This is a genomic window from Bacillus sp. JJ864 (genome assembly GCF_036963045.1).
In the GTDB taxonomy this organism is placed as follows: domain Bacteria; phylum Bacillota; class Bacilli; order Bacillales; family Bacillaceae_G; genus Bacillus_A; species Bacillus_A pseudomycoides_C.
In genome coordinates, this window is record NZ_JBALLY010000243.1 from 1 (window position 1) to 4,136 (window position 4,136).

The 4,136-nt window shown below is 36.1% G+C and carries 4 protein-coding genes; 1 reads left to right on the forward strand and 3 read right to left on the reverse strand.

The annotated features are described in order from the left end of the window. Positions 1-38 precede the first annotated feature (38 nt). Positions 39-497, reverse strand: coding sequence for a ribbon-helix-helix domain-containing protein (locus V7024_RS23960; RefSeq protein ID WP_438824514.1), 459 nt, complete (start codon positions 495-497; stop codon positions 39-41). Positions 498-674: 177 nt separating this feature from the next. Here V7024_RS23960 and V7024_RS23965 point away from each other — a divergent pair, with 177 nt between their 5' ends. Further along, positions 675-1,676: an alpha/beta fold hydrolase gene (locus V7024_RS23965; protein ID WP_335524573.1), complete on the forward strand. Its 1,002-nt coding sequence runs from the start codon at positions 675-677 to the stop codon at positions 1,674-1,676. A 137-nt stretch (positions 1,677-1,813) separates the two neighbouring features. Here the strand turns inward: V7024_RS23965 and V7024_RS23970 are convergent, their stop codons facing one another. Both V7024_RS23970 and V7024_RS23975 read right to left on the reverse strand, forming a co-directional pair. Next, complete coding sequence (locus V7024_RS23970; RefSeq protein ID WP_335524570.1) at positions 1,814-2,758, reverse strand: LacI family DNA-binding transcriptional regulator; 945 nt, start codon at positions 2,756-2,758, stop codon at positions 1,814-1,816. 113 nt (positions 2,759-2,871) lie between these two features. Continuing rightward, the gene (locus V7024_RS23975) at positions 2,872-4,038 is read right to left on the reverse strand and encodes a cation:proton antiporter (RefSeq protein WP_335524571.1); all 1,167 of its coding nucleotides are present in this window, start codon (positions 4,036-4,038) and stop codon (positions 2,872-2,874) included. Between the last annotated feature and the right edge of the window lie 98 nt (positions 4,039-4,136).

The window sequence follows — 4,136 nt, forward strand, 5'->3', positions numbered from 1 at the left end:
ATCTATAATTAGTGGAATAAAAGCGGGATTTCCCGCTTTTATTCTTTTTCACGATATTTTTTAAAATATTCTTCTAGCGCAATTTCAACAACTTTAGATTTGTGCACGCCATTTTTAATAGAAAAACAATCTAGCTGTTCTAATGTTTGTTTTGAAAGAGAAAACGTACGTCTTTTTTTCTCTCCTGTTTGGACAGAAGCAATACATATTCCATAATCCTGTTTTTGCAACAACTTATAAATATTTTGCAATTGTTCATAAATAAGACGTTGATAATCTATTTTTTCCTGTTGCATGCTCACAGCTTCTTTTAATTGTAGATGACGAGGCTCTTCTCCCTCCCCAACAAACATCCTTTTTTTCTGCTCACTATCATATTCATATCCGAGCAATCGTAATTTTTTTGATAGTGTATACGGACTCATTTCTAGTCGCTTCGCAACCACCGCGATCGATTCATGATTATTTAAGCGAGCAATAATTTCACCAATCTCCACCTCTTCCCTCCTCTCTCTTATACATAACTTAAAACTTCTATCTTTAAGCATTTTACTTCTCATTCATGCAAGATAAAGTTATTATGTTAGGATACAATGATTTCTTATTCGTATATTTAGTATATGTTAACAAATCGACACCGTTCACTATATTGCACTCGAAAGGAGGTCCCTCTCATATTCAGTCGCAGCTGCACCCCCTCTTTTTACGATAAAAATAAACAACTTATTCCAAATAGCATTGCTACAATTGAAAATGTACTTATAAACAATCGCAAACAATCGTTGCTTATTCGTGGCCAAGATCTCAAACAACCTCTTTTATTATGTTTACATGGTGGACCAGGAATGGCTCACATTGGCTTTGCACGCCATTTCCAAGCCGAACTCGAAAAACATTTTATTGTTGTCAACTGGGATCAGCGCGGAGCAGGAAAATCCTTTTCATGGCGAGATTTCAAAGAGCCGCTAAAAATTGAACAATTTATTTTGGATACACATAAACTAATTGACCATCTGCTAAACAAATTTCAAAAAAAGAAGTTATTTCTTCTTGGTCATTCCTGGGGTAGCATCATTGGATTATCTGCTGCGCAGCAATCTCCCCAATCCATCGAAGCCTATATTGGAGTTGGCCAAATTGTGCATATGAAGCAAAATGAGAAATTACTTTTTAAACATTTAATTCGATCCGCAAAGCAGCACAGGCATGAGCGGGCACTCGCTTCTTTAAAAAAACTTGGAAAACCTCCATTTCTAGATAATAGACGGCTGCTTATTCAAAGGAAATGGCTTGGTATCTTTGGCGGCGCTATTCAAAATGGGACATTTTTTTCGTTCATTCGAAAAGGATTGTTATCATCTGAATACACATTGATAGATTGGGTAAAATTTTTTAGCGGAAATATAAAATCCGGAGAATTATGGAGAGAAATGTTAACCATTGATTTCTTTTCACAAATTCCAAGCGTTTCGTTTCCTGTCTATTTTTGTTCTGGACGCTACGACTATCAAACACCTTATGCACTTGTGCAACAATATTGCGATGTTTTGAACGCTCCTATCAAAAAAATGATTTGGTTTCCTAACTCAGCCCATTCTCCACACTTTGAAGAACATGAACGTTTTGCAGAAACATTACTCGAAATTAAACAAGAGCATTTTTTACTGCATCCTTGATTTCTATATTTCATGAAAAGGATTGTGCACCTTGAACAAGAAGCATGCTTCTTGTTCAAGGTGCAAACTTCCGTCAATCGGACTCTTGCTGCCTACAAATAGCAAAATAGAAAAAGGTGCGTGTATTCACGCACCTTTCATTTTGTTGATCCTCTCTCAATCAGAACGAAATCTAAATTCACTATCTCATGGTTATCTTCTACCTTTTTTATTTTTGCAATTAATTTCCGGATAGCAACTGTCCCTATACTTGTTATCGGCTGAGCAATTGTCGTTAAAGACGGTGTAGACCACTCTCCTTGCACGGCTCCATTCAAACTAATAACTTGCAAATACTCTGGAATAGAGATATGTAATTTTTGCGCAGCACGGATAAAATCAATTCCGGCGGTATCACTACAAGTGACGATGCCATCTATATATGGATGTTTTCGCAATACTTCCGCAGCTATTTGTTCTGAATTCGTCTCTCGTCTATTCATTTCAATAACTCGGTAAGATATGTTTTTCTCCCAAACCGCATCTAAAAAACCTGAGAAATGTTCCTCCATCGCTTCATGACTCGATTCTTCATGAATATAAGCAAGAAAGTGGCATCCTTTCTCTTCTAGTAACGAAACAGCTTGTATTGCTCCATTATAGTACTGCGAAGCCCTTTCCTCGCTTGAATCAATAATTACAAATGGAACTGATACTCTTTCTTTTTGTAATCCTTCATATACATCACGTGTCATAAGAATGCCGGCAATATTATTTTGTTCCAATATATCCATATAACCACGCTTATGTTTCACATTACATATAACGATTTGATATCCTTCTTTGTAAGCTTCTTCTTCAATAACCGCAAGCAAGGATAAAGATGCTGGGTCTTGTATATTTGATACAAGTAAAGCAATCATCGTAGAAGACTTTTTAAATAAAGCTTTGGCCACCGCATTTGGTTTATACTGCAATTCCTCAATTGCTTTCTTCACTTGTTTGACTGTATCTTCATGTACATATCCTTTTTCATTTAATACTCGTGAAACTGTTGCGACTGAAACTCCCGCCAACTTTGCAACATCGCGAATCGTTGCCACCTCTTCACCCCTCAACATGGAAATGGTTTACAATTTCACCGTAAAACAAATTGAATAATACGTCAAGAATATTATTTTATATTTCTGAAAATTGTTACATAAAAAAGAAGTGCTTATACAGCACTTCTTCCCTCTTTTAATTGTTTGTCTTTTATCGCAAATGTTTTCTTCAACATCGGCGGTGTAATCATTGTTGTTAAAATAACAACAATCACAATTGCTGTAAAGTAGTCTTTTGCTAATAGTCCTGACGCAAGACCTTGTCCAGCAATAATTAGCGCTACTTCACCACGGGAAACCATTCCAGAACCAATGATTGTAGAAGACTGTAAATCAAAGCCTGTCATACGCGCTCCGAGACCACAACCAATTAATTTCGTTACCACAGCAATTACTGTTAAAATGACAATAAACCAAACTTTATCTCCAATTCCTGCAAACGTAATATTCATCCCAATACCTACAAAGAAAATAGGAACAAACATTGCATAAGCAATTGGTTCAACTTTCTTCTCAACTTCATGTTTATAATCTGTTTGAGAGATAGCAATCCCTGCCGCAAACGCTCCGATAATACCCGCTATTCCTAATAATTCTCCGAAATATACAAAAGAAAAACAAATAATAAGAGCTGTACTAATAATAGATTCTGATACACGAAGCGGAGAAAGCCAGCGCATAATCATCGGTACGCCCTTCCATCCGATTAGGATAATAGATGCAAAGAAGACAACTTTTTTCAAGATAACCATCGTTAAATTTACATCATCTGCACCTAAGAAGCTCATTGCAAATGCAAGTAAAATAACAACAAGAATATCATCAAACACAGCTGCACCGAGCATTGTTGTACTTTCACGCGTTTTCATTTTCCCTAAATCTCGAAGCGTTTGCACAGAGATACTAACGCTAGTTGCACAAAGAAGTAAGCCTAAAAATACTGCATTTGCTTGCTCCATTCCCATAATAAGGCCCGCAACATAACCACCTAAGAACGGCATAATAATTCCACCTACTGCTACTGCGAAAGAAGAATTGCGGTTTTCATTCAATTCTTTTAAGTCCGTTTCTAAACCGGCCATAAACATAAGAAGAATAACCCCAACTTCACTTAACTGTTTTAGCAAATCCGTATTATCAATTAATCCTAGTACTGCTGGACCAATTATAATACCTACAATAAGTTTTCCAAGTACAGACGGTTGTCCTAGTCTGACACTTAAGTCACCCGCAAGCTTTGTACTTAGCAAAATTACTGCTAATTGAAAGAAAAATATCATCTCATCTCTCCTTTTCCTATTTTACTCATTAGAATAATTATAATTATATATGATTTATACTAGTCTGTGAAATTATCAAATTGGTATCTTTCCGTAAT